Genomic DNA, 19598 nt, shown 5'->3' with positions numbered 1-19598 from the left:
CCGGACGACCCTCTCCGCACACCTGAATGACCCTCTCCCCACACCTATCGGAAAGGCATCTCTCCCATGGCACCGCGCATCCTGCTGGCCCGGCACGGACAGACGGAATGGTCGCTGTCCGGCAAGCACACCGGCAGGACCGACGTCCCGCTCCTGGACGAGGGCAGGCGTGGCGCCAAGCTGCTCGGCGAGCGGCTGCACCGGACGCCCTTCGACGGCCTGGACGGGGTGGAGGTGCGCACCAGCCCGCTGGCACGCGCGCGTGAGACATGCGAACTCGCCGGGTTCGGGGACCGCGCGACCGCCTGGGACACGCTCATGGAGTGGGACTACGGCGCGTACGAGGGCATGACCCCGGCCGCGATCCAGGCGGTCCGGCCGGGCTGGCTCATCTGGCGTGACGGTGTCCCCGAGGGCGAGACCCTGGAACAGGTCTCCGCGCGCGCGGACGAGGTCGTCACCTGGGCCCGCGCCGCCGACCGTGACGTCCTGATCTTCGCCCACGGACACATCCTGCGCTCCATAGGTGCCCGCTGGCTGGGCCTCCCGATCGACTTCGCGGCTCGCGTCCGCCTCAATCCGACCTCGCTGTCGATGCTCGGGTGGGCCTATGGCGAACCTGCGATCGAGTCGTGGAACGACTGCGGACACCTGACCGCGTAAGCGCTGCCGCGGTCCTCCTCGGCGTCGGCGACGGTCCTCACGCCGTGCGCGGCAGCGACGCGTGCCGGTCCAGGAACGCCCCGACGCCGGACGCCCTCCGGTGCGGCAGCAGTACCCGCGCCGTTCCCGCCAGCATGGTCTGGATGCGGGAGGACTGGACCTCGGTGAGGAGGTCCAGGACACGCAGCCCCGCGACGGCGGCCTCGTCGGGGCGGCCACCGCGCGCGAGGTCGTCGGCGAGTTCGGCGGTGTAGAGAGCCAGATTGCGGGTGAAGTGCGGGTCCTGAAGGGCCGCGGCCCTGCGTGCGTGCCGGGCGGCGCGCGGCCAGTCGCCCAGCGTCGACCAGCACTGCGCCTCCAGACCCTCCAGTTCGGCCTCTCCGTAGAAGGTCATCCACTCGGGGTCCGTCTCCGAAGGACCCCGTTCGTAGAGGGCCTGCGCGCGGGCCAGCGCCTGCTCGCATCCCGCCCGGTCGGCGAGCCCCGCCCAGCCGCCCGCCTCACGGAGCGCGAGCAGCGACAGCAGGCGTGGGGAGCCCAGCGGGCGCGCGGCCCGCTGCGCTGCCTGCGCCGCGCGCACGGCCTCGCGCGGGCGCCCCGCGTCGCGCGCGAGGAACGCCGTGTTGCAGAAGGCGTGCGCCTCCAGAGCCGGGTCGCCGGACATCCGTGAGGTCGCGAGCGCCTCCGCGTAGTGCGAGCGCGCGTCGTCGAAGCGCCCGGAGTCGTGCGCCAGCCACCCCACCGAGATGGCCAGTTCACCCGCGCCCGCGTACAGCCGGTCGGCGGTAGCCTGCCGGGTGGTGCCGGCGTCGAGCAACTCGTACGCCGTCCGCAGCGGCGCCGCCGCCCGCCGGTAGAGACCGTCGGCCCCGTGCCGGTCGTCGAGCAGCCGGATCTTGCGTACGGCCTCTTCGAGGGCGCCGGCCTCGGACGTGCCCGCCCGGTGAACACGCCGGTCCGCCGCCGCGGCGGGGGAGCCGAACGCGACCCCGAAGGGCGCCAGTGAGGCGGCCGCCACGGTGGCGGTGCCTCCCGTCATGAATGCGCGACGCTGCACGTCGCTCTCCTCGTGGTTCTGTTCGTGGTTCTCGTACGGATCGTGAGGGTCGTACGAGTGGCACGGATCGTGTGGGTCGTACGAGTGGCACGGATCGTGCGGGTTATGCGCGCGGTGTCGAAGGTCCTGCGCTTCGTACGTCCGGTCCTGTGCCTCGTACATCTCATACGTCTCGCGCGCCCCCTCCGTCTCAGGTGAGGCGTGCGAAGAGCGTGCAGTGTGCGGAGGGAGCGCTTCGTCCGTGTCGCGCGCCCCGCGCCCGCGTACCGACGAGCGGGGCGCGAAGCCCAGCTCGGTGAGCGTGCGGCCGGGGAACATGTGCAGGAACACCCGCTCGTACGCGTAGTTGGGACACCGGATCTCGCCCGCCTCGACGCGCCCGATGTAGCGCGCGTCGCAGCTCACCCGCTCGCCGATCTCACGCGCGGCCCGCCGCACCGCCGCGGCGAACTCGCCGGGCGAGCGCTGCGCGCGCAGCCGCCGGAAGGCGAGGTTCGGCCGCGATGGCCTGGGGGGCTGGGACGAGGTCACCGTTGACGACGCCATGGTCGGGCCCTCTCTGCGAACCGTCGAACCGTGCCGGATTCAAGGCGAGTTACCCGGGTTGTGCCCGATGGGTGCCCTGTGTCCGACGGGGCAAGAACGTACCTGCTGTGACGGTGTCCCTACGCTGGGTTTGGCTACAAACCGGATATCTCATCCACGATCTGCCATGAACTGCCATCCTTTGCGGCGGTGTTACGCCGTAGCCGTTGACGTTCTGGTGCGTTGAACTCTGTGGACCGGGAGCAACCCGAACTCCCGACCCACTCGTCAGGAGGAGGGGTTCCGTGTTGGAGGCCGGGATGGAGACCAGGCAGACCACCGAGTTCCGTACGTCGCTGTCGACCGCGCAGCACCGGCCGTCGCCGGAGTCCAGCGCTCCACCTGAGCCGGGCGCCGACTGCGACCTGGTGACGGTGCCCACGCGGCAGGGCCTGGAGGCGGTCGACATCCTGCGCCGTGGCTCGGGCGACGCCGTCGGACCCGTGCTGCACGACGACGGGTGCGACACCCTCGGCTTCCTGGTGCCGCCCGGCACCGCGGACGCCTGGGACATGCCCGGCAGTACCTGTACACACACCAACGGCCGCGGCCTCAGACTTGCCCCCGAGCCCCCGGTCGAGGGCTCGGACTGGCTTCTTCCGCCGGGCGACGCGGACCTCGCGACCGACCCGGCGGTGCTGCGCGCGGCCCTCGGAGAGGCGGCGCGGCTCATCGAAGCCGCGGACAACTGCCGCTGAGGCGCCGAAAGGGGCGCCACCGAATCCGCTGAGGCGCCCCAGAGGGCAGCCACCGAATCCGCTGAGGCGCCCCAGAGGGCAGCCACTGAATCCGCTGAGGCGCCCACGGGGCTGTCACCGGACCCGCCGCTGAGCCGACCCGCCCGTACGCCCCGATAATGGCGGGATGGCAAGGGTGAGGAACAAACGGTCCGACGACGGGCGCGACGCGGGTCGTGCGGCCGGGCGTGGCTCGCGGCGCGGGCAGGTGGCCGCCGCCGAAGCCGTCGTAGAGGCGGTCGACGGCGGGCTCGCCGAGCTGATGCCCGACCGGGACCGGGCGCGCGCCTGGACCCTGCTGATCGACGGCGCCCCGCAGTCGCACGTCGACCTCGACGACCCCAGGTATCTGAACTTCGAGTACCAGCGCCGCCTCGGCCATGTCATCGACCTCGTCGCCCCGCCAGGCAAGCCCGTACACGCCGTGCACCTCGGCGGCGGAGCCCTCACCCTCGCCCGCTACACCGCCGCGACCCGCCCCCGCTCCACCCAGCAGGTCATCGAACGCGACGAGCCCCTCGTCCAACTGGTCCGACGCGAGCTGCCGTTGGATCCCGGCGCCCGCATCCGGGTGCGCTCCATGGACGCCCGTGAAGGACTCGCGAAGGTGCCGGACGGCTGGGCGGACCTGGTGATCGCGGACGTGTTCAGCGGGGCACGCACTCCCGCGCACCTCACCTCGGGCGAATTCCTCACCGACGTCCGCAGGGCCCTCAAACCCGACGGCCTGTACGCAGCCAACCTCGCCGACGGCCCGCCGCTCGCGCATCTGCGCGGCCAGATCGCCACCGCCGCGGCCGTCTTCCCGGAACTCGCGCTGATCGCCGACCCGACGGTGCTGCGCGGCAAACGCTTCGGGAACGCCGTCCTCGTCGGCTCCGCCCAGCCGCTCCCACTGGCCGAGCTGACCCGCCGGGCGGCCTCGGACCCGCATCCCGGACGGGTCGAACACGGCAAGGATCTCGCCGACTTCACCGGCGGAGCGATGCCGGTCACGGACGCGGCGGCGGTGGCGTCACCCGCGCCGCCCCCATCGGTCTTCCGCTGAGCCGTCCCCGGCCGAGGCTCAGTACACCTGCACCCGCGGGGCGCTGTCGTGCCACGTGCAGAACACCGTCACCCGGTCCACCCCTGAGCTGAATTCCACCCGGATCCACGTCTCCGTCTTCCACACCTGCATCGACCAGCCCGAGCCCGGGGTCGCCGAGACGAGCGTCGCGGACGTCCTGCCGAGCGCGAAGACCGCCCGGCCGCCATCGGTGTCGTAACTCTTGACCTGGTCCGACGAGGTGCCGGACGAGGACGGTGAGGAGCTTGCGCCGGGAGACTTCGAGAGGGTCGGGCTCGGCCGGGGGCTCCGCGTCGCCTTGTCCGAGGGGCTGTTCGAGGGCTCGGCCCGCTCCGTCGAGGTGGCGAGCGGCTTCGCCTGCGGCGCCGTCGCCTCGCCCGCCGTGATGGGCAGCGCGCGCGGCGGGTCGTACGCCGTCCCCGTCATCACCGAGTGGACACCCCACCACGACAGCGTGACCGCCGCGCCCGTGGCGAGCGACCAAGCGAGTACGTGTACGAGTCCGCTGCGCATCGCGGCCATACTGCCTCACGACCGCCTCACGCGTCCCAGGGGTCCCTCGGATCTTCGCGCCCGGCTGGGCCTCGGTCGCGTTGCCCCTTTGCCTCTTTGCCTCTTTGCCTCTTTGTCCCGTTGTCCCGTTGTCCACAACCGGCCGGTACGAGTCCGCACGAGACCGGTCCTGTTGCCCGCAACCGGTCTCGCGCGTACTCGTACCGAGTTGTCCACAGGCACCGGAGCGGCTCGCACGGATGGCGTACGGTCCTGCCCATGGCAAGTGTGCTCGTGGTCGAGGACGACCAGTTCGTACGCTCGGCCCTCATCCGGCATCTGACCGATGCCGCGCACACCGTGCGCAGTGTCGGCACCGCCCTTGAGGCGCTGCGCGAGGTCGCCCATTTCTCCTTCGACGTCGTGATCCTCGACCTCGGTCTGCCCGATCTGGACGGGGCCGAGGCGCTGAAGATGCTGCGCGGAATCACCGACGTCCCGGTGATCATCGCCACCGCACGGGACGACGAGGCGGAAATCGTCCGCCTGTTGAACGACGGCGCGGACGACTACCTGACCAAGCCGTTCTCGGTCGAGCACCTGGCGGCGCGGATGGCGGCCGTCCTGCGCCGCTCCCGGGTACCTGCGGGGGACACGCCCCCGTCGTCGGTCATCCGGGTCGGCGGGCTCGCCATCGACCCGCTGCGCCGCCAGGCCGAACTGGACGGCACACGGCTGGATCTCACTCGGCGTGAGTTCGATCTGCTCGCTTTCCTGGCCGGGCGGCCCGGTGTTGTCGTGGCACGCAGGGAACTGCTGGCCGAGGTGTGGCAGCAGGCCTATGGGGACGATCAGACCATCGACGTCCATCTGTCCTGGCTGCGGCGGAAGTTGGGCGAGACGGCGGCCCGGCCGCGCTATCTGCACACCCTGCGGGGTGTCGGCGTGAAGCTGGAGCCACCGCTATGAGCGGAATGCCGGCCGGGGGGTGGGCGCCATGAGGTGGGCGCTGGTCAAGGTGTGTGTCGCGGTGACCACGATGGTCGTGGTGGCCTTCGCGGTGCCGCTCGGCCTTGTCATCAAGGAGATGGCCAGGGACCGGGCGTTCTCGAACGCCGAGCGGGAGGCCGCGGCGATCGCGCCCGCGCTCTCCATCACCACCGACCGGGACCAGTTGGAGCGGGTCGTCGCCTCCGCGGGTTCGGACCAGGGCATGGCCGTGCACATACCGGCCGCCGCCGCCGCCGCCGACGCCGACGCCGCGGTCGAGATCGAGATCGGCAAGCAGCGCGCCACCGACGACGACATCACCACGACCCGGAAGCTGGGCCGCGCCTCCACCACCGAGGTCCCCGGCGGTTCCACCCTCCTCCAGCCCGTCGCGCTGAGCTCCGGCGAGATCGCCGTCGTCGAGGTGTACGTCCCCGAGTCGGAGGTCAGCAACGGCATAGGCACGGCCTGGGCGGTTCTTGCCGCGGTCGGCGTCACGCTCATCGTCGGTTCGGTCGCGGTCGCCGACCGGCTGGGCGTGCGGATGGTGCAGCCCGCGCAGCGACTGGCCGAGGGCGCGCACGAGTTGGGCGAGGGCAGGCTGGGGGCGCGGGTGCCCGAGGAGGGGCCGACCGAACTGCGCCTCGCTGCGGTCGCGTTCAACTCGATGGCTGATCAGGTCGTACAACTGCTGGCCAATGAAAGGGAGTTGGCGGCCGACCTCTCGCACCGGCTGCGAACCCCGCTGACCGTGCTGCGGCTCAACACCGCTTCGCTGGGCGACGGACCGGCCGCCGAGCAGACCCGGGCGGCCGTCGCGCAGTTGGAGCGCGAGGTCGACACGATCATCCGGACGGCCCGGGAGGCCAAGCCGCAGACGGCCGCGACAGGTGTCGTCGCCGGGTGCGACGCGTCCGAGGTGGTGCGCGAGCGGATGGACTTCTGGTCGGCGCTCGCGGAGGACGAGGGCCGCAAGGTGCGGGTCGCGGGCGTGGACCGTCCGGTACGCATACCGGTCGCCCGCGCCGACCTCGTGGCCTGCATCGACGCGCTGCTCGGCAACGTCTTCCGGCACACCCCGGAGGGCACCGCCTTCGCGGTCGACGTGCACAACAGCGAGGACGCCGTGATCGTGCTGGTGTCGGACGCGGGTCCGGGGATCATGGACCCGGAGGCGGCGATGGCACGCGGGCGCGGATCAGGGAGCGACGGCTCGACGGGGCTCGGCCTGGACATCGTGCGCCGGCTCGCGGAGTCGACGGGCGGGGATGTGCGGATCGGTTCGTCCGTGCTCGGGGGGACGGAGGTGCGGATCTGGATCCAGCTCGACGGTCGCGCGCCGGTCCGGCGCGGGCACCGGGGGTCTGTACGGCGTCGTCGGCGGGGGGTGGGCGTGGGCTGAGGCTCGGTTGGGCGGTCCGAGGCGACCGGCCGAGTGGGTGGGCCGACCGTGCCGAACAGGGCGAACGTGTTCGCTTGCGACTTCGGTGGTGGCCCGTGAAGGGGGTCCTGCCAGTACCAGGAAGCCCCGTCCTACGGAAGAGGCGCCCCTGAACGCCGGGCGCCGCGGCGCCCAGTATCGAGGGCAACCCATCCGAAGGAGTTCCCATGAAGACGCTGATCGTCCACGCCCACCCGGAGCCGAAGTCGCTCAACAGCTCGCTGAAGGACCTCGCGGTGTCGACACTGCAGACCGCCGGGCACGAGGTACGGGTGAGCGATCTGTACGCGATGAACTGGAAGGCGGTGGTGGACGCCGCGGACTACGGCCCCGACGCCTCACATCCGCTGAAGGTTGCCCTGGACTCGGGCCGGGCCTTCGACGCCGGGACACTCACCCCGGACGTCCTCGCCGAGCAGGAGAAGCTGCTGTGGGCCGACACGGTCATCTTCCAGTTCCCGCTGTGGTGGTACACGATGCCGGCGATCCTCAAGGGCTGGGTGGACCGGGTGTTCATCCATCACTTCGCCTACGGCGTGGGCGAGCACAGCGACACCAGCTACGGCGAGCGCTTCGGCGAAGGCACCCTCGCGGGCAGAAAGGCTCTGCTGTCGGTGACCGTCGGCGGCCCGGAGTCGCACTACGCCGCTCGCGGGATCAACGGTCCCATCGACGATCTGCTGTTCCCGATCCACCACGGCGTCCTCTACTTCCCGGGCATGGAGGTGCTGCCGCCCTTCGTGCTGTACGGCGCCGACCGGATGACGGCCGAGGACTTCCCGGACGTCGCCAAGGCCTGGGAGCAGCGGCTGCTCACCCTGGAGGCGACCGAGCCGATCGCGTTCCGGCGGCAGAACTTCGGTGACTACGAGATCCCCTCGCTGCACCTGAAGGAGGGACTGGAGCCCGCGGGCCGCACGGGTTTCGGGCTGCACGTACGCGGCTGACCGCCAGGCAGGCTGCACGTGCGCGGCTGACCGCCAGGCAGGCTGCACATGCGCGCCTGACCGCCACGCAGGCTGCACGTACGCGCCTGACCGCTTGGCACGCTGCACGTGCGCGTCCGAGCGCCACGCACACCCATGAAGACACGGTGTTCATGCTGCTCAGGGCGGCGCGCCGGTCTGGTCCGGCGTCCGGGATCGTCGTGGGCCCACCGCGCCGCCCCGACCGGCCCGGGCCCGGTAAGCCGCAGTCAAGGGGCGCGGCACTCCCCTCACAGCGCCGCGCCCCGTCCCCCGTTCCCCCATTCCCCCCGCTTTCCCGGGCAGGCCTACTCGATGGCCACCCCCGGCAGTACTCCCGTCCGCGCCGCCTCCCCGTACCACCGCGCGCTCGACTTCGGCGTGCGCGCCAACGTCGCGTAGTCCACGTACACCGCCCCGAATCGTTTCCCGTAGCCGTACGCCCACTCGAAGTTGTCCATCAGGGACCAGAGGTAGTAGCCGCGGACGTCGGCGCCGTCGGAGATGGCGCGGCGTACGGCCGACAGATGACCGTGCAGATAGGCGATCCGCTCGGGGTCGTGGACGCGGCCGTCCGGGTCCGGCTTGTCGTCGTAGGCGGCGCCGTTCTCGGTGATGTACAGCGGCAGGCCGGGGGCCTCGCGGACGTAGCGCATGATCAGGTCGTGCAGGCCCGTCGGGTCGATCGTCCAGCCCATCTCCGTACGCTCGCCCGGCGTCTGGTGGAAGGCGACGTCGTCCGCGCCCGGCCAGGGGGAGTGCGAACTCGCGCCGTGACCGTCGGCTCGCCGGCCGTCCGGCAGGGTTGTCGCGGCCGAAACCAGCGTCGGGGTGTAGTAGTTGAGGCCGAGCGCGTCCAACGGCTGTTTGATCAGGGCGAGATCGCCGTCCAGGACGTACGACCAGTCTGTGACGGACGCCGTCGCCGTGAGCAGGCTCTGCGGGTACGCGCCGTGCAGTATCGGCCCGTGGAAGACTCCGTTGGCGAGGTCGTCGATGCGGCGCGCCGCCGACAGGTCCGCCGGGTGCTGTGAAACCGGCCTGACAACCGAGGAGTTGAGGCTCACCGCGATCGTGTTGCGGTGCGGCATCACGGCTCGCAGCGCCGAAGTGCCCAGGCCGTGCGCCAGATTCAGGTGGTGCGCGGCCTTCAGCGACGCCGCCGGGTCCGTACGTCCGGGAGCGTGCACCCCGGAGCCGTACCCCAGAAAGGCGCTGCACCAGGGCTCGTTGAGGGTGATCCACTGCTCGACGCGGTCACCCAGTGCGGCGCCCACGATCTGCGCGTACTCGGCGAAGCGCAGCGCGGTGTCGCGCGCGGGCCAGCCGCCGGCGTCCTCCAGCTCCTGCGGGAGGTCCCAGTGGTAGAGGGTGAGGGCCGGCTTGATGCCGTGCGCGAGCAACTCGTCCACCAGGCGGCGGTAGAAGTCGAGGCCGCGCTGGACCGCGGGGCCGCGGCCGGTCGGCTGCACCCGGGACCAGGAGACCGAGAAGCGGTACGCGGTCAGGCCCAGGTCCGCCATCAGGGCCACGTCGTCGCGGTAGCGGTGGTAGTGGTCGACGGCCAGGTCACCGGTGTCGCCGCCCGCTGTCCTGCCCGGCGTATGGCTGAAGGTGTCCCAGATCGAGGGCGTGCGGCCGTCCTCCCGTACCGCCCCCTCGATCTGGTACGCGGAGGTCGCCGCCCCCCAGAGGAAGGCGGGAGGAAAGGTCACGGGCATCACAGGCTCAGGCATGGAAGCGCTCCCATAGGAGGTCGTGGAGACCGACAGTAAGAGGGGGGAGAGGGAGGGGTGGTGGGAGAAGGGGGGAATGGGGCCGAGACGGCGGTGGCTCGGCCCCACCAGGGTGTCAGCCCTTGACGGCGCCCTGCATGATGCCGCCCACGATCTGCTTGCCGAAGACCGCGAAGACCAGCAGGAGCGGCAGAGTGCCGAGCAGTGCGCCGGCCATGATCAGGGACTGGTCGGGGGTGAAGCCGCGGCCGAGGCCCGCGACCGCGACCTGCACGGTCGGGTTGCCCATCTGGGTCAGCACGAGGAACGGCCACAGGAAGTCGTTCCACGTCTGCACGAAGATGAGCATGCCGAGGACGGCCATCGCGGGGCGCGCCGCCGGGAACACCACGTGCCAGATCACCCGCCAGCTGCTCGCGCCGTCCACCCGGGCCGCCTCGATCAGCTCGTTCGGCAGCGCCTGGATCAGGTACTGCCGCATGAAGAAGACACCGAAGGCGCTCACAAGCGACGGAAAGATCACCGCCTGGAGCTGGTCGGTCCAGTCGAGCTCGGCGACCATCATGTACAGCGGGATCACACTGAGTTGAGGCGGAATCATCATGGTGCCGATGATGATCAGCATCATGGCGTTACGGCCCCTGAAGCGCAGCTTGGCGAAGGCGAACCCGGCGATCGTGGACAGCACGACGACGGTGACCGCCGAAATCCCGGACACGATCGTGGTGTTGAGCATCGCCTCGCCCAGATTGGCGTCCTTCCAGGCGAGTTCGAGCTTGTCGAACAGGCCCGAGCCGAACCAGAGCGGCGGCGGCGTCTGCGCCAGCCGGTTGTTGTCGCGCGAGGCGGCGATCGCCGTCCACACCAGCGGGAAGAGCGAGCCGATGGTGAACAGCACGAGCACGGCGTACGCGATCGGGCCGCCGTGCAACTGCCCTCCCGCGCGGGCCGACTTGGGACGCCGGACACGCTTGGGCGGCGGTTCTTGTACGGGGTCGGACGGGGGTGTCAGGGTCGTCGTCACGGCCGGTTCTCCTGTCTGCTGGCTTACCCGCCGGCTCAGCTACTGGCGCGCAGCCGGCGCGAGATGACGTAGTTGACGATCCCGATCACGATGAGGATCAAGAACATGGTCCAGGCGATGGCGGAGGCCCGGCCCAGGTGCTGGTTCACCCAGCCCTGCTCGTACAGATAGAGGCCGAGCGTCTGGAACTGGTGCTGGGCGCCGCCGGAGGCGCCCTTGTTGGCGTCGAAGAGGAGCGGCTCGCCGAAGACCTGGCTCGCCCCGATCGTCGAGACGACGACGGTGAACAGGATCGTCGGACGCAGCGACGGCAGGGTGACGTGCAGGAACTGCTTCCAGCGCGAGGCGCCGTCCAGGGCCGCCGACTCGTACAGGTCCTGCGGGATGGCCTGCATCGCGGCCAGATAGATCAGCGCGTTGTAGCCCGTCCAGCGCCAGATGATGATCGTCGAAACGGCTATCTGCGAGGGCCACTTGTCGTTCTGCCAGTCGATGTGGTCGAACCCGACGGCGTTCAGCGCCCAGTTGATCATGCCGTAGTCGCGGCCGAAGAGCAGCACGAACACGAGCGAGGCCGCGGCGATCGACGTGGCGTACGGCGCGAGCATCGCGACCCGGTAGAAAGTCGAGCCGCGCAGCCTGTAGTTGAGGATGTGGGCGAGACCCATCGCCATCATCAACTGCGGGACGGTGGAGATGATCCCGATGGTCAGGGTGTTCTTCGCCGCGTTCCAGAAGAAGTCGTCGTCGAAGATCCGGGTGTAGTTGCGCAGGCCCACCCAGTCCATGTCGGTGGGCGCCGTCAGCTCCACCGTGTGCAGCGAGGCCCAGCCCGTGTAGATCAGCGGGAAGAGACCGAAGGCGAGGAAGAGCAGGAAGAACGGAGAGACGAAGGCGTACGGGCTCCAGCGCATGTCCCGCTGCCATCGGCGGGAGAGCCGCGCCCGGCGTCGAACGTCCGTCTCCGTGGGCGCAGTTGACGGGATCCGGTCGGCCGGGGCCGCGCCCCCCTCCTGCTCGGGGGGCGCGGCGATGTCGTGCCGGGCGGCCATACCGGTCACTGCTCCAGGTTGTTGTCGATGGTCTTCACGGCGTTGTTCCAGGCCTCTTCGGGAGACTTGCCCTGGGTCACGAGAACCACGCCGTTGTCGGTCAGCCCCTGCTGGATGATCTGGTCCTTCGGGCCGATCGTCTGGACCGGGATGTTCTTGGCGGCCTCGGCGAAGATCGTGCCGATCGGCGCCGTACCGGTCATGTCGTTCTTCGCGTCCTTCACCGCGGCCGAGTCGTACGCCGCCGGGGTGCTCGGGAAGCTGCCCTGCACGGCGAACAGCTTGGCCTGCTGCTCGGGCGCCGTCAGCCAGGCGGCCAGTTTCGCGGCCTCCTCGGTGTTCTTGCCGGCCTTGGGCACGGTCAGGAAAGAGCCGCCCCAGTTGCCGGACTTGGGAGCCTGGGCGATCTCCCACTTGCCGGCCGCGTCGGCCTTCGACTTGCCCTTGATGTAGCCGAGCATCCACGGCGGGCAGGACATCGCGGCGAACTTGCTGTTGGCGATCGTCGTGTCCCAGGCGGGCTGGAACTGCGTCTGGTTGCCGATCAGTCCGTCCTCGGCGGCCCGCGCGGTGAGGTCGAACGCGGACTTCACCGCCGGGTTCGTCTTGTAGATGACCTCGCCGGCGGAGTCGTAGAACCGCTCGGTCTCACCGCTCAGGATCGCCTGGAGCAGACCGCCGGGGGAGTCCAGGAAGGTGGTGCCCTCGGGCGCCTTCGACTGGTACTGCTTGCCGACGTCCACGAACTTGTCCCAGCTGCCCGTCCACAGCTTGCCGACTTCCTCGCGCTCGCTGGGCAGGCCGGCCGCCTCGAACAGGTCCTTGCGGTAGCAGATCGCCATCGGACCGATGTCCGTGCCGACCCCGATCGTCTGCCCGTCCTTGGTGGTGGCCTGCTTCCACTTCCAGTCGAGGTAGTCGCTCTCCTTGCCGTACTCCGACAGGTCGAGCAGTTTGGACGCCTGGGTCTCGACGATCTCGGCGATGTTGCCGACTTCGACCATCTGGATGTCCTGGAGACCGCTGCCGGTGGTGAGGTGGTTGATGAGCGCCGGGTAGTAGTTCTCGTTGCGCTCCACCACGGTCTGCTGGATGTCGATGTCCGGGTGGAGCTTCTCGTACTCCTTGTACAGGCCGGACTCCTCGAAGCCCGCGGTGCCGAAGAGGCCGAGCGTGATCTTGGTCTTGCCGCCGCCACCGCCTGCCGCCGAGTTGGAGTCCTCGTCCTTGCCGTCGTCGGCACAGCCGGCCAGCAGCCCGGTGCCCAGCGACGCGATCGTCGCGAGGACTACCACCCTGCGGGCGGTCCCGTTACGTGCTCGCATTGCGTCCTCCTGTTGCCCTGACGTGCCGACCCCCCGGCCAACTGCATTGTTGGGCCCGTGTGTTCACGCTGCGGCTCGGGCGGGGAACGTGCGGGATGTGTATGTGTCAGGTACCATGGGAGCGCTCCCATAAGTGATGTGTTGAAGAGTCGTCGGTTCGCGCAGGGGTGTCAAGGGAGCTGACGCGGAGAACTGCCTTCGGTTATCGGGCCGTTAGCGAACGGCAGGAGATGCTACGAATTCGGCTGACGTCGGCGCCTTTCCGATCCGGTACGGGGGTGCGGTACGGACGGCACCTGCGGGCTCGGGTTCATGAACAGGGCTGTTAGATTCCAGGCCAGTCGCGGAGTGATCCGCGGTGTGACGGGAGGCGACCACGATGGCAGGCCACGGAGCGCGGGGCCGGAGCGGCGGGCGGCCGACCATCGAGGAGGTCGCCGTGCTGGCCGGAGTGGGCCGCGGGACGGTGTCCCGGGTGATCAACGGCTCCCCACGGGTCAGCGACGCGACCCGCGCGGCCGTCGAGGCCGCGGTCGCGGAGCTCGGCTACGTCCCCAACACCGCGGCCCGCGCCCTCGCGGCCAACCGCACCGACGCGATCGCCCTCGTCGTCCCCGAGCCCGAGACCCGATTCTTCGCGGAGCCGTACTTCTCCGACATGCTGCGGGGGGTCGGAGCGGCGCTGTCCGACACCGAGATGCAGCTCCTGCTGATCTTCGCGGGCAGCGACCGCAAGCGCCAACGCCTGGCCCAGTACCTGGCCGCGCACCGGGTGGACGGCGTCCTCCTGGTCTCGGTCCACGCGGACGACCCGCTCCCCGATCTCCTCTCCGAGCTGCAGATCCCGGCGGTGATCAGCGGCCGTCGCTCGGCGGAGGAGATCCTGCCGTCCGTCGACTCGGACAACTACGCCGGAGGCCGCGCGGCCGTCGAGCACCTGGTCGCCAGGGGCCGCCGCACGATAGTCCACCTCGCCGGCCGGCTGGACGTCTTCGGCGCCCAGCGCCGCGTGGACGGCTACCGCGAGGGCCTGCGCGAGGCCGGCCGGGAGCCCGACGACCGGCTGATCGTCCCCGGCGACTTCACCGAGGAGGGCGGCCGCCGAGCGATGACGGAACTCCTCTCCCGCTGCCCCTCCCTCGACGCGGTCTTCGCAGGCTCCGACGTCATGGCCGCCGGCGCCCGCCAGGTCCTGCGCGAACAGGGCCGCCGTATACCGGACGACGTGGCCCTCGTCGGGTACGACGACTCCGCCATCGCCCGCCATATGGACCCTCCTCTCACCAGCGTGCGCCAGCCCATCGAACTGATGGGCCGCGCGATGATCGACCTCCTTCTCGACGAGATCGCGGACCGCCGCCCGGCGGTATCCCGGGAGCTGGAGAAGCGGCAGGTCGTCCTGCCCACGGAGCTGGTGGCCCGGGCGTCCTCGTGACGCGGCCGCTGGGCCGGGGTCGGTACCCGTCGGCGTGGTCGCCGCCGAAGGGCAGCGGGGGCGCGGTCCGGTGAGGCAGGGTGGCGGCATGGTTCTGCATCCCCTGCTCGGAGTCGACGAGGTACCTGCTGTGGAGCCCTATCTGGGCCGGCTGGGAGAGGTGTTCAAGGGATACCGCGAGCAGGACTCGGGGTGCGTGTCCTACGGGGTGCAACTGCTCGACGGCTCGCGCTGGTTCGTCAAGGAGGCGGTCACCGACGACGCGCGGCGGTCACTGGAGCGCGGCTGGGCGTTCCACCGGACGGTGCGACACCGGGCGATCGTGCCGCAGGTCCACCGGATCGCCGTACGGCAGAGCTGGGCGGTGGTCATGCCCTGGCGGGACGGCGAGGTGCTGTACCACCCCACTCTCGACGGACCGCGGGACCGCACCAGCCCGGACAGCCCGATGGCCCGCTTCCGCGCCCTCCCGACCGACCGCGTCCTGCGCGCCTTCGACCGGGTCCTCGACGCGCACCTCGCGGTCGAGTCCGCCGGCCAGATCGCGGTCGACTTCTACGACGGCGCGCTGCTCCACGACTTCGCGGGCGACGTGACCCACCTGGTCGACCTCGACGAGTACCGGCCGGGTCCCTTCGTGCTGGAGGAGGACCGGCTGCCGGGCTCCCGGCGGTTCATGGCACCCGAGGAGTTCGTACGCGGGTCCGTGATCGACACCCGTACGACCGTGTTCACCCTGGGTCGAGCGGCCCGCCTCCTCCTCGACGCCGGTGACGAGGAACGCGCCTGGCGCGGCACACCCCAGCAGCTGGCGGTCGTCGAACTCGCCACCGAGGCCGACCCCGGCGCCCGTTTCGAGAACGTCCACACCTTCGCCGCCGCGTGGCGCGCCGCCAACACACCCCGGGGCGCGTGAAGCCGAGGGGGCGGGTGCGGGTGCGGGTGCGAACACGAACAAGGCCCGGCCTGTTTCCAGGTCGGGCCTTGATCGTTCAGGGTGAGTGACGGGACTTGAACCCGCGGCATCCTGGACCACAACCAGGTGCTCTACCAGCTGAGCTACACCCACCATGCCCGGTCTGAGTTTCTCCGACCGGCCGAGAAAAAGTGTACAGGGTCCGAAGGGGTGCTCGCGCCCGGCTTTTGTGGGGGCCCATCAGGGCCCCGACAAAAGAATGGACTGTCCGGCTCCGCAGGGACTCGGCAGGTTCCGAAGGCCTTGGACGGTTCTATTCGACGGGCAGGACGTGCTTCGAGGCGATGGCGCGGGCGGTCTCCGAGTCGGGGCCGGGCTGCGGGACGAAGATCGCCTCGCGGTAGTAGCGGAGCTCGGCGATGGACTCGCGGATGTCGGCGAGGGCGCGGTGGTTGCCGTTCTTGGCCGGGCTGTTGAAGTACGCCCGGGGGTACCAGCGGCGGGCCAGCTCCTTGACGGAGGAGACGTCCACGATGCGGTAGTGGAGGTACTCCTCCAGCGCCGCCATGTCACGGAGGAGGAACCCCCGGTCCGTGCCCACCGAGTTTCCGCACAGCGGGGCCTTGCCCGGTTCCTTGACGTGCTCACGTACGTAGGCGAGGACCCGCGCCTCGGCGTCCGCCAAGGTCGTGCCCGCGGCCAGCTCGGTGAGGAGACCGGACTTCGTGTGCATGGCGCGCACCACGTCCGGCATCGTCTCCAGCGCCCTGTCAGGCGGCTTGATGACGATGTCCACGCCTTCACCGAGTACGTTCAGCTCAGAGTCGGTGACCAGCGCGGCCACCTCGATGAGCGCGTCATCCGACAGCGAGAGACCGGTCATCTCGCAGTCGATCCACACCATGCGATCGTTCATGTGCCTCACCCTACGGCCCACTACGCCCAGGTGAACCGCTCGCGTATACGGCACGGGCGGGGACCCGAGGGCCCCCGCCCGCTGAGAACGGCGCGAATGGTGGGAATGGTGGGACTACTGGACGCTGCGCTGTCCCGGAAGGCTCGCCCGTCCCGCCGCGTACAGCTCCGGGCCCACCTTGCCCGCGTCCGTCGACATGGACGCCGACGCACCGACGACGCCCGCGGCCGCCGTACGGCGGGTCTGCGACGGAACCGAGCTCTCATGGTGGATGGACGGTGGCGGTCCCACCGGCCCCGCGCCGCTGTCCGTGTCCGAGGGCCGGTCGGCGCCCTGCGGACGACGGGCCCGGTACGCGGCCCGGTACGCGGCCGGCGACGAGCCGAGCTGGCGCCGGAAGTGACCCCGCAACGCGACCGGCGAACGGAAGCCGCAACGGCCCGCCACCTCGTCGACCGAGTAGTCCGACGTCTCCAGGAGACGCTGCGCCTGGAGCACCCGCTGAGTGATCAGCCACTGCAGGGGAGCGCTCCCGGTGAGCGACCGGAAACGGCGGTCGAAGGTCCGCCGGCTCATGTACGCACGTGCCGCCAGCGTCTCCACGTCGAACTGCTCGTGCAGATGCTCCAGCGCCCAGGCGACGACCTCCGCGAGGGGGTCGGCGCCGATCTCCTCCGGCAGGGACCGGTCGAGGTAGCGTTCCTGGCCGCCGCTGCGGCGCGGGGGAACCACCAGGCGACGGGCCAGCGCGCCAGCCGCTTCGTTGCCGTGGTCCGTCCGCACGATGTGGAGACAGAGGTCGATTCCGGCCGCCGTACCCGCTGATGTCAGTACGTCTCCGTCGTCCACGAAGAGTTCTCGTGGGTCGACGTGGACGGACGGGTAGCGCTTGGCGAGCGTCGGCGCGTACATCCAGTGGGTGGTCGCCGGACGGCCGTCCAGCAGACCCGCCGCGGCCAGTACGAAGGCGCCGGTGCACAGTCCGACTATGCGGGCGCCCTCCTCGTGCGCTCGGCGCAGTGCGTCGAGCGCCTCCTCCGGTGGCGGCGAGGTGATCGACCGCCAGGCGGGCACGACCACCGTGCCTGCCCGCGAGATCGCTTCCAGGCCATGTGGCGCGGTGAGTTCCAGGCCCCCTGTGGTCCGCAGCGGGCCTTCCTCGCCCGCGCTCACCAAAAGGCGATAGCGCGGTACGCCGGCGTCCTGGCGGTCAATCCCGAACACCGACAGCGGTATGGAACTCTCGAAGATGGGGCCGCCGCTGAACAGCAGCACCGCGACGATCTCCTTGCGGCGTCGCCCGGAAAGTTTCCGGGCCGCGGCTTCCGGCGCGGCAGTGGAGTCGTGGCTCATCCTGCTAAGCCCCCCTCGGTGGTCGCGGCTCCTCGGTTGTGTCGCTCCTGCACGTTTCCCCTCGGTCCTGCACGAGTCCCCCGCCGTAAGACGTCAAGATCGAATCTACTGTGTCCCGTGGCGCCAAGGTGACCAGTTCGATACTCAACAGAATGTCGACAAGGCAACTTGGCGTGAAGCATTCGATCACGAAGCGTTGCACTCGTGGGCCGTGCAGGGAAGTACGCCTCGTGCCAGTGGCCAATCCACGTAGGGTGCGCGAGCCCTCTGCGGTCCTTTCAGCGCAGGTCGCACGGGGGGTGGGGGGTCGTTCGACCAAGGAACGAGCCATACGTAGAAGTTGGCTGAAAAGAAGTGGGTGCGTGCGCGTAAACCGGTCAGTCGACCGGCTTGTTTCCCCCGCCGTGCCGACCGCCCCTGCGCGCCCCCACCCCGCCCCTGCCCTGCGGGGCACCCACGCCCTGCGGGCCACGGGAGGCCGGCACTCCGTTCGGGACCGCCGTTCCACGAGAGGCCGGAACCCCGTGCCGGCCGCGGGCCGGGGCGCGCTCCTGGGCGAGCAGTAGCGCCGCGCCCCGCTCGGACTGGCGCATCAGCACCCGGCAGGCCGCGGTCACGGCCGCCAGGCCCAGGGCCGTACCGGCCGCGCCGGCGAGTGAAGTGCCGTACCAGACGAGAACCACGGGGACCAACACGCAGCTGAAGGCCGCCCAGCGCACCACATCGCTCGCCGTGTCCGAGGCGGCGGATGCCGCGGCATGCGCCCGGGGGCCGGGGCGGGAGGAGGTCTCGGGTCCGGGCACAGTGTGCTCCCTCGTACGTACCTGGTGCTCCATTGCTCCCCCTGGCGGCGGTCGAAGGGTTCAACGCGTGGTCGACCGGCAGGTCACTGTGGCGGCATACCTGGGTGAACCCTGTGGAAACCGCCTGTACGGGGCAGCGACCATTGCGTTACCGGCGCCTCCTCATGCATGCTCCGATGAACGCCGCGTAGCGCACGCGGGATCTGGGCAGAGGAGGCGTGCCGCCGTACCCTTGGGGGTATGGGGTTGGGAAGATGATTCCCGGACACAGCTCTGCCGCACGTTGTCGTCGTCCCACCACGAGGATCCAAACGCCGAGATACCCATGGCCGGTCACGAATACTTCGATCCCGCGGACCGCCAGCGCCCGCTCGCCGATCCCACGGCGGCCGAGCCCCTGGCGGCGGAAGAACTCCGCCAGTCCTGCGATCCCGCCTTCAAGCACGGCGTCGTCGTCGGTTTCGACGGCTCGACGTCCAGCGAGCGTGCCCTCGCCTACGCGATCGGCATGGCTCACCGCTCCGGCTCCGGCCTGATCATCGTCCACGTCGCCAACCGGCTGCCCACCACGGTGTGGGCGGGCTGCGAGCCTCCGGTCTTCGTCGATGTGCCGGACCACCGCACCGAGTTGCTCGGCCTCGAACTCGCCTGCGCCGAGTATCTGGCCGAAGTCCCGTGGATCCTCGTCGAGCGCGGTGGCGACATCTGCCACGAACTCGAAGAGGTGGGACGGGAGTACGAGGCGGACGCGATCGTCGTCGGCTCCACGCACGGCATCGTCGGGCGCATCTTCGGCTCGGTCGCGGGCCGGCTCGCCAAGCGCGCGCAGCGTCCGGTTGTCGTCATCCCCTGAGTGTCGGACGACCCCTGTCACTGCTCGTTCCGCAACTCGGCGTTGTCCCACGTGGGATGAGCCGCAGGCGCGGTCAACTCCCTTTTGACGCCGGGTGGAAAGCCCCGCGAATTTACTCATGCGTAGATGTGTTTGTGCGCTTGTGAAGGGCATATACCGGTCACCGCACAACCGCACATGCACGAA

Annotated in this window: 18 protein-coding genes and 1 tRNA gene; 9 read left to right on the top strand and 10 right to left on the bottom strand. The window is 70.3% G+C overall.

What is annotated here, in order from left to right; genetic code table 11:
* Positions 1 to 66: 66 nt before the first annotated feature.
* The gene (locus tag ACFYPC_RS13925) at positions 67 to 663 is read left to right on the top strand and encodes a histidine phosphatase family protein (RefSeq protein WP_388674748.1); all 597 of its coding nucleotides are present in this window, start codon (positions 67 to 69) and stop codon (positions 661 to 663) included.
* Positions 664 to 700: 37 nt separating this feature from the next.
* On the opposite strand, the gene ACFYPC_RS13920 is transcribed toward ACFYPC_RS13925, so the two are convergent.
* Positions 701 to 2266 carry a hypothetical protein gene (locus tag ACFYPC_RS13920; RefSeq protein WP_388674746.1) on the bottom strand — a complete coding sequence of 522 codons (1566 nt, stop codon included), beginning with the start codon at positions 2264 to 2266 and terminating at the stop codon, positions 701 to 703.
* Positions 2267 to 2565: 299 nt separating this feature from the next.
* Here ACFYPC_RS13920 and ACFYPC_RS13915 point away from each other — a divergent pair, with 299 nt between their 5' ends.
* Both ACFYPC_RS13915 and ACFYPC_RS13910 read left to right on the top strand, forming a co-directional pair.
* Positions 2566 to 3003, top strand: coding sequence for a hypothetical protein (locus ACFYPC_RS13915; protein ID WP_385732836.1), 438 nt, complete (start codon positions 2566 to 2568; stop codon positions 3001 to 3003).
* Positions 3004 to 3169: 166 nt separating this feature from the next.
* Positions 3170 to 4090, top strand: a complete 921-nt coding sequence (locus tag ACFYPC_RS13910) for a spermidine synthase (RefSeq protein ID WP_388674744.1) — start codon at positions 3170 to 3172, stop codon at positions 4088 to 4090.
* Between the two features lie 18 nt (positions 4091 to 4108).
* Here ACFYPC_RS13910 and ACFYPC_RS13905 read toward each other — a convergent pair whose 3' ends face one another.
* Positions 4109 to 4624 (bottom strand): hypothetical protein, encoded by a 516-nt coding sequence (locus tag ACFYPC_RS13905; RefSeq protein WP_388674742.1) that lies wholly within the window; start codon positions 4622 to 4624, stop codon positions 4109 to 4111.
* Between the two features lie 258 nt (positions 4625 to 4882).
* Here ACFYPC_RS13905 and ACFYPC_RS13900 point away from each other — a divergent pair, with 258 nt between their 5' ends.
* The 3 genes from ACFYPC_RS13900 to ACFYPC_RS13890 all read left to right on the top strand — a co-directional run bounded on the left by ACFYPC_RS13900 (position 4883) and on the right by ACFYPC_RS13890 (position 7981).
* Positions 4883 to 5572, top strand: a complete 690-nt coding sequence (locus tag ACFYPC_RS13900; RefSeq protein WP_388674740.1) for a response regulator transcription factor — start codon at positions 4883 to 4885, stop codon at positions 5570 to 5572.
* A gap of 28 nt (positions 5573 to 5600) precedes the next feature.
* The gene (locus ACFYPC_RS13895) at positions 5601 to 6995 is read left to right on the top strand and encodes a sensor histidine kinase (protein WP_388674738.1); all 1395 of its coding nucleotides are present in this window, start codon (positions 5601 to 5603) and stop codon (positions 6993 to 6995) included.
* A gap of 206 nt (positions 6996 to 7201) precedes the next feature.
* Positions 7202 to 7981 carry an NAD(P)H-dependent oxidoreductase gene (locus tag ACFYPC_RS13890; RefSeq protein WP_388674736.1) on the top strand — a complete coding sequence of 260 codons (780 nt, stop codon included), beginning with the start codon at positions 7202 to 7204 and terminating at the stop codon, positions 7979 to 7981.
* Positions 7982 to 8307: 326 nt separating this feature from the next.
* Here the strand turns inward: ACFYPC_RS13890 and ACFYPC_RS13885 are convergent, their stop codons facing one another.
* From ACFYPC_RS13885 to ACFYPC_RS13870, 4 genes are all read right to left on the bottom strand, one after another.
* Complete coding sequence (locus ACFYPC_RS13885; RefSeq protein ID WP_388674734.1) at positions 8308 to 9735, bottom strand: GH1 family beta-glucosidase; 1428 nt, start codon at positions 9733 to 9735, stop codon at positions 8308 to 8310.
* Between the two features lie 115 nt (positions 9736 to 9850).
* Entirely contained in the window at positions 9851 to 10759 is a 909-nt protein-coding gene (locus tag ACFYPC_RS13880; protein ID WP_388674732.1) for a carbohydrate ABC transporter permease, read from the bottom strand.
* Positions 10760 to 10794: 35 nt separating this feature from the next.
* Positions 10795 to 11811, bottom strand: coding sequence for a carbohydrate ABC transporter permease (locus ACFYPC_RS13875; protein WP_388675244.1), 1017 nt, complete (start codon positions 11809 to 11811; stop codon positions 10795 to 10797).
* Positions 11812 to 11816: 5 nt separating this feature from the next.
* Positions 11817 to 13136: an extracellular solute-binding protein gene (locus ACFYPC_RS13870; protein WP_388674730.1), complete on the bottom strand. Its 1320-nt coding sequence runs from the start codon at positions 13134 to 13136 to the stop codon at positions 11817 to 11819.
* 379 nt (positions 13137 to 13515) lie between these two features.
* Between ACFYPC_RS13870 and ACFYPC_RS13865 the strand changes: the two genes are divergently transcribed.
* Both ACFYPC_RS13865 and ACFYPC_RS13860 read left to right on the top strand, forming a co-directional pair.
* Positions 13516 to 14571, top strand: a complete 1056-nt coding sequence (locus ACFYPC_RS13865; RefSeq protein ID WP_388674728.1) for a LacI family DNA-binding transcriptional regulator — start codon at positions 13516 to 13518, stop codon at positions 14569 to 14571.
* 88 nt (positions 14572 to 14659) lie between these two features.
* The gene (locus ACFYPC_RS13860) at positions 14660 to 15487 is read left to right on the top strand and encodes a serine/threonine protein kinase (RefSeq protein ID WP_388674726.1); all 828 of its coding nucleotides are present in this window, start codon (positions 14660 to 14662) and stop codon (positions 15485 to 15487) included.
* Positions 15488 to 15567: 80 nt separating this feature from the next.
* Here ACFYPC_RS13860 and ACFYPC_RS13855 read toward each other — a convergent pair.
* From ACFYPC_RS13855 to ACFYPC_RS13840, 4 genes are all read right to left on the bottom strand, one after another.
* Positions 15568 to 15640 (bottom strand) — tRNA-His (locus ACFYPC_RS13855).
* A 160-nt stretch (positions 15641 to 15800) separates the two neighbouring features.
* On the bottom strand, positions 15801 to 16403 hold the full coding sequence (gene orn, locus ACFYPC_RS13850; RefSeq protein WP_388674724.1) for an oligoribonuclease: 603 nt from the start codon (positions 16401 to 16403) through the stop codon (positions 15801 to 15803).
* 114 nt (positions 16404 to 16517) lie between these two features.
* Entirely contained in the window at positions 16518 to 17756 is a 1239-nt protein-coding gene (locus tag ACFYPC_RS13845) for a helix-turn-helix domain-containing protein (protein WP_388674722.1), read from the bottom strand.
* Between the two features lie 377 nt (positions 17757 to 18133).
* Positions 18134 to 18559: a hypothetical protein gene (locus ACFYPC_RS13840; RefSeq protein WP_388674720.1), complete on the bottom strand. Its 426-nt coding sequence runs from the start codon at positions 18557 to 18559 to the stop codon at positions 18134 to 18136.
* A gap of 325 nt (positions 18560 to 18884) precedes the next feature.
* Between ACFYPC_RS13840 and ACFYPC_RS13835 the strand changes: the two genes are divergently transcribed.
* On the top strand, positions 18885 to 19412 hold the full coding sequence (locus ACFYPC_RS13835; protein ID WP_365436699.1) for a universal stress protein: 528 nt from the start codon (positions 18885 to 18887) through the stop codon (positions 19410 to 19412).
* Positions 19413 to 19598 lie beyond the last annotated feature (186 nt).

Source organism: Streptomyces sp. NPDC005808 (assembly GCF_042871385.1).
In the GTDB taxonomy this organism is placed as follows: Bacteria; Actinomycetota; Actinomycetes; order Streptomycetales; family Streptomycetaceae; genus Streptomyces.
Note: the sequence above shows the minus strand (reverse complement) of the source record. Positions and strands in the feature narration are given on the sequence as shown.